Raw genomic sequence first — 4982 nt, 5'->3', positions numbered from 1 at the left:
GTCGTGATCGATCTCGGAGATGCCGCCTTCCTGGCTGCGCACGGCGCTGGCGAAATACCGGAAATGATCGATGGCCAGCGGCAGATCGGCGGCGGTCGTCTCGCGGATCGGCTTGCCATTGTCCCAGGTCTCGGCGAGGGCCAGCAGATCGAGATTGTCCTCCATGCGGTCGGCGATGCGGTTGAGGATCAGCGCGCGGGCGGCGGCGCTTGTCCTGCCCCAGGCATCCTTGGCCCTATGCGCGGCGTCGAGCGCTGCCTCGATGTCCCTGGCGTCGGACCGAGCGACCTCGCCCAGCGGCCGGCCGTTCACCGGCGAGATGTTCTCGAAATACTTTCCGGACAGCGGTGCCACCCATTTGCCGCCGATAAAATTGTCATAGCGCTTGGCGAAGGGAACCTTGGCCGTGCGGGAAAATTCCACCTTGTTCATTGTCTTCCTCCCAATATGCAGCGCCACGGGATGTGACGTGTCACTGGGAAGAGTTGCGGATGGGCTCGGACTTGTCAGCCCATGCCCAGCATTCGACCGGTGCCGAGTGTCGCAGATCTGCGACAGCTCTGCCCCTCAAAGCTCAGTGCGGGCGGCGGATGCCGAAGCGGGCGAGCTTGCGATGCAAGGTGGCGCGTGAAATTCCAAGATTGTTGGCGGCGGCCGAAACATTGCCTTCGGCGCGCGCGATGGCGCGCTGCACCACGCCGCGCTCTGCTTCGCCCAGGTCTTCAGCGGCCCCGGCCGAGCCGCCAACAATGTCGGCGGCTGGCAACCCCTTGGCCAAGGTCTGTTGGGTGATGCCGAGAGCCAGGCGCGCCGAGCGCGTCGCGCCCACCACCAGATCGTCGGCATCAACAGCAATCAGCGCGCCGGCGCTGCGCTCGGCGACCGGCGCCAGCAAGATGCGTGCATTGGAAAACGCCAGGCGGAAATTCTCGGCCTCGATGCGGCGCGCGGCATCGCCAACCGCAATGGCGATCAGGTTGACAAAGCCTTCGGTCAGGTCCGACCGGCATGACGAGACATCGAGTGCCGCCGCCAGATTGCCTTCATGATCGAAGATCGGCGCGGTGGTGCAACTGAGCAGTGTGTTGCGCGCGAAGAAATGCTGGTCGCGATGAATGGTGAGGGCGCGCTGATCGGCAAGGCATGTGCCGATGCCGTTGGTGCCTTCGGAGTCCTCACTCCAGACGGTGCCCGTCCACAGGCCCCACTCGTCGAACGTGTCGTCGTCGGCAACAGCGCCGCGGCGGTCGACCGGGATGCCTTCACTGTCGGCAAGCAGCACGCAGCAACCAACCCCGCCGACAGCCATGTATAGCCGGTCAAGGCTGGCATCGGCGGCACGGCGCAACGGTTCCATACGCTGCCTGGCTTGCCTCAGTTCGCCTTCGGTCAAGCGTCGTGGCGCCTGTCGCTCGGCTGGATCCAGACCGTGCAATGTGAGCGAACGCCGCCAAGAGGCAACCAACGCCGAGCGCGCCGCATCGTTGCTGGCGATTGAGGCCTGGATAAAATCCGAATGATGACCAGTCGGCTGCCGTCCGTTCACCTTATCCTCCCAAGGCGACTGTCGCTTCCAACTCAACAGCAGCGTTATATCCTCCCAGATATATCCGCTGCATCAAGTTGTAGAGGAACGAGGCTCGCCGGCGCTATAAGACGATGGTGTAATAACAGCCGCGCAGAGTGACTGGGAGCCCTGCCCAAACGCTGTCGTCACCACTCAGGTGTTGTCCAGCCTGGGTACTTCTTCCTGAGGTCGGCGTAGAGGGCATCTATTTCCGTTTTGCTGACCGGGCGCACCTGTTCGTAGAGGTAGCCCATGACGTCGCCGGACAACTGATAAGCCGCGACGCGCCTATAGGCTGCGCCGATGCCTTTGCCTTCGACAATATATTGGTCCGGTATCGTGACACAGAGCTGCGCGCCCGACTGCAAATGGGTGACGGGCGGGTCGGTTACGACGATATATTTGGATTTCAGCACTCCCGGCCTGAATTGATCGCGACTATCGACCTGACAGGTCCACTCGATACGGGGGTAAAGATCTTTATCCATTTCATACAACAACGAGTCGCTCATGACCGAGCCGGAGGCAAATACCGAAAAACGGTCCTCGGGTCGCATTCTTCCAATAAGATCATCGATGAGGCGTCTGTATTCAGAGAGATTGTCGAGGTGAAGAGGGAGCGTGGCTTCTCTGGCAAAGACGTCGCTGATCGGCGATAGCATCTGGCGGCCAAGCGGAAAAAAGGTGCCAAAAAAAGCAAGTCCAGTGGCTACCGATATCGCGGCAGTCGACCATCGCGATCTCAGCGCCGGCATCGAAACGATCGCAACGATTGCCTGGGCATAGGCAGGAAAGAGCCAAAGAAACATCGGCATTGAATGATGACGGTCCGGATCCTGCATCCGGGTGAAGAGGAAAAAGGTGAGAGCCGAGGCAACGGCACAGAACAGGGAAAATCTGTTTCGGCGTATGACGGAGATGTAAAGGCCAACTACGATCAACAGCCAGTTCACATAGCTGAGCCGGGATCCTATCTGGTCAATCTGCGAAACGAAGCTCGTCTTGTATCCGCTGTAAAGGTCGCCATAGCTGGTTCCCAGGATCTTGAGGATCAAGGGTTGCTGGAAGGTCAATGCGGCTCCGACGACAACGAGAACCGCACACAAACCTCCGACGGCGGCATTCCGGAGTGCCGGAAAGTCCCGGTCTTTTGCGACCTGCAGAAGACAGAACAAGGCTGCGGAAATTCCGACCCCGACGACAGGATAGGCATACCAGCGGCGCAGCACGAACGCCAACCACAGACATATGCCGACGCGTACTCCGCTGATCACCGGTTCATGGGTCAGGAACCTCGATTTCCAAAGAAAATAGGTTGCCGCGGAGAGCGCGAGGCAGCCGGCAACATCAGGCAATCCACGAAGCGTCGCCGCCCAGAACGGCGTGTAGAGAAAGGCCGCAATCCATACCGCGAGCCAGCTTCGGGATGAAGATGTCTCGGTCGCCGCCTCCAGATAGCTCATTCTGCCGATGAAAAGGGCGGTCGGGACCAGGTAAATAGCGACTATTCCGGCGATGTATGAAAACCTCGAATCGCCAAAGACGATGTGAAACGGCATCAGCGGCACCAGGATTGCCGCACTGTAGTCATCCGTTGCGATTGAGGCTCTCAAGTGGCTGAGCCACTCGAGAGGACTCTGGACCAAGAGCGTGCCTTGCCGATTGAACGTGTCGAAATAGGCAGCGAAGTCCCAATAATAGACAGGCTCTTCAAGGCTTACGTAAATGACTGCAAGAGCAACTCCCACCAAGACGGTGCATAGATACGTTCCTGTCCAAAATCCGAGAGATTTATTCTTCGTCACTTGCGGCCGCCAGAAGGAGAAGAAGTAGGACTGTCAAAGCCAACCCAAGACACCGTTTATGCAGCCAGGAGCCGTTCCGGCGCATGAGCGGCAGACAAGGATGGCCAAGTCTCATACATTCAGAGCACCCAAATGCTGCCGGCAGAACCGACTGCTCTGAGTTTAAAGCTCAGGTCGTCCCGGCTTTCTTCGGCTTGGTCGAACCGATCATCTTCCAGTTCTTGTAGAACATGGAATTGATGCGCTCGACGCTTACCGAGACGATTGCGAGCATGCCCGCGATCAGCCCCGGAACCGGGGACGGACGGATGATGTCCATGAACACGCAGTAACGACGGCCGTCATACTCGTTGACCGAGCGATGCAGCAGCGTGTCGTCGAAGATGAACAGCGGATTGTCGTACCAGTAGTTCTTGACGTTGCCGCACTCGACGAAAATCTCCGATTTCACCGGGATCAGATTGTAGAGAATGCGCAGGCTCAGCCGCAGCGGACCGAAGTGCCAGGACGTTGATTCGCGCTTGCTGAACACGGAAACGGCGATGGTCTTGATGTATTTGAAATCCTTGTTGAACTCGGCAACGTTGTCGATCTTGTGCTTACCGTACCACTGGTAGACATACATGCCGCGCCGGCCGGTGCCGAAATTGGCGTCGATGTCGGCGATGATCTCGTCCTTGCGCGCCTTGAAGATGTCCAGGACCTCATTGACCTCGCGCTGATAGTCGGCGGGAAACTGCTCCAGCTTCCAGACGCCAGGATTTCTGTAACACAGCAAGTCGACCAGCAGGTTGAAAGGCGAAAGCAGCCAGGTGAACAGGCCGTTGCCTAGGAAATAACCGCTGAACAGTGACAAATCCTTCCTGTCGTTGCGCAGCACGTCGATCAGGCCGCAAACGATGAAGATCGTCGTCAGGATGGGGATGAAATAGAAGCCAAGGGCAAGAAGCGGGATGGCAATGGCGAATTTGCGAAGGGATTTGCGAAGGTTTTTTGTCATTTTTCCACGCGCGAAGCGCGATCCTGTTGCGAATGAGGTGCCCAAATCACGGCAACGACCACCGCCCGGCCGTGCGCCTTGATAAGGTTTTTTGGGTCACCACACAACGGCCGCGGTATCGCGGCCGGCTGGCTGCCTGATGAAGCCTGCCGGTATCAGGTCAATGCACCGCCGGCAGGCCAAGCTCGTCCCATTTTTCCCTGGGAACCAAATCGCCAACCAGGAATTCGAAGCCGACGACGCTTTCACCGTCCCCAGCCAGTTGGCATCTGAACTTCAGACCATACCAGTTTCTGCGACTGCGGAAAGCCGCACCATTCGCGGCGATCGTGGTTCCAGTGATTTTTTCCTCCGCCGTTGCGTAAGGCACCACCCGCTCCGGCTGATAATCCGTGCGCCATCGGCGGATCTGATCCATGGCTTCGAGATTGCACAACTGCACCATGCGCTCGTCGGACGCGAAGGTGGCGAGATCGGCGCGCGCCTGCCGGCTGCGCGGATCGGCCAGCGTCTTGGCCGACAGCATTTCGGTCGGCCGGATCATGGCCGGCGCGGTGGGCGGTTGGGGTATGGGCGGGCTCGCAGCGGGCGGCGGCACCGCTGCCCGCAC

General features: G+C 59.1%; 5 protein-coding genes. All 5 read right to left on the bottom strand.

What is annotated here, in order from left to right; genetic code table 11:
* Positions 1-432, bottom strand: a 432-nt coding sequence (locus EN935_RS21895) for an aldehyde dehydrogenase family protein (RefSeq protein WP_127373608.1), incomplete at its 3' end; no start/stop codon positions are given.
* Positions 433-574: 142 nt separating this feature from the next.
* A complete protein-coding gene (locus tag EN935_RS21890; RefSeq protein WP_127265367.1) occupies positions 575-1546 on the bottom strand; it encodes a helix-turn-helix domain-containing protein in 972 nt (323 codons plus the stop codon).
* Positions 1547-1713: 167 nt separating this feature from the next.
* Complete coding sequence (locus EN935_RS21885; RefSeq protein WP_127265368.1) at positions 1714-3372, bottom strand: hypothetical protein; 1659 nt, start codon at positions 3370-3372, stop codon at positions 1714-1716.
* A gap of 169 nt (positions 3373-3541) precedes the next feature.
* On the bottom strand, positions 3542-4372 hold the full coding sequence (locus EN935_RS21880) for an aspartyl/asparaginyl beta-hydroxylase domain-containing protein (RefSeq protein WP_109672246.1): 831 nt from the start codon (positions 4370-4372) through the stop codon (positions 3542-3544).
* Positions 4373-4532: 160 nt separating this feature from the next.
* On the bottom strand, positions 4533-4982 hold a 450-nt coding region (locus EN935_RS21875; protein ID WP_245489016.1), incomplete at its 5' end, for a DUF930 domain-containing protein.

The organism is Mesorhizobium sp. M7D.F.Ca.US.004.03.1.1 (assembly GCF_003998635.1).
GTDB lineage: Bacteria > Pseudomonadota > Alphaproteobacteria > Rhizobiales > Rhizobiaceae > Mesorhizobium > Mesorhizobium loti.
Note: the sequence above shows the minus strand (reverse complement) of the source record. Positions and strands in the feature narration are given on the sequence as shown.